The sequence below is a fragment of the Bartonella sp. MU70NMGDW genome, assembly GCF_042194085.1.
Taxonomy (GTDB): domain Bacteria; phylum Pseudomonadota; class Alphaproteobacteria; order Rhizobiales; family Rhizobiaceae; genus Bartonella; species Bartonella grahamii.
Map to the genome: position 1 here is coordinate 1 of NZ_JBHIMK010000564.1, position 548 is coordinate 548.

Here is a 548-nt window from a genome sequence, read left to right on the forward strand (position 1 = left end):
ACTTACATTTCTGAACGCCTTTTCATGCTCTTCAGTCTTTTGTTTCAGTTGTTTAATTTCCTCGTCGCGTTCTTCAATCTCTTGCTTCAGTTGTTTAATTTCCTTGTCACGTTCTTCAAGATCCGCATCACATTCATCAATTGTCTGCTCGCTTTCCATTAAATACCTAAACTCATTCTCTTTCATTTTTTTCTTAATATCTTGAACCTGCTCTTTAAGTGCTTTAACTTGGTTGCGATAATGCAATGCAATACGAAACATCACTCCGCTTAAGAGCAAAACTGAAACCACTGCTATCCATAAAATTTCATTCGAACTCATCTTTATCTCCTTTAATTTTTATGAGGGCGGTCATCATGACCAATCTGTTGTGCTTCGCATTCCATTAAAAAAAGAATGCAACAAGCCGCATGTGCCAAGTGTGATAAATCACTCTCAGCATCCTTATGCTCTCCACCAAACCATGCTAATAAATGACGTAAAGCAGCACCGTGAAACCTGCTCCAGTGCATGCCATTACGCCAATTGTTTGCTCCGTACTTCTTTGC

1 protein-coding gene and 1 pseudogene are annotated in these 548 nt (G+C 39.1%); both read right to left on the reverse strand.

Translation table 11 applies throughout. The features are described from left to right. A pseudogene (locus ACFIKE_RS12180) lies at positions 1-321 on the reverse strand (hypothetical protein); the annotation flags it as partial. Between the two features lie 11 nt (positions 322-332). Further along, positions 333-548: dATP/dGTP diphosphohydrolase domain-containing protein (locus ACFIKE_RS12185; RefSeq protein ID WP_375650227.1), on the reverse strand; the 216-nt coding region annotated here is incomplete at its 5' end.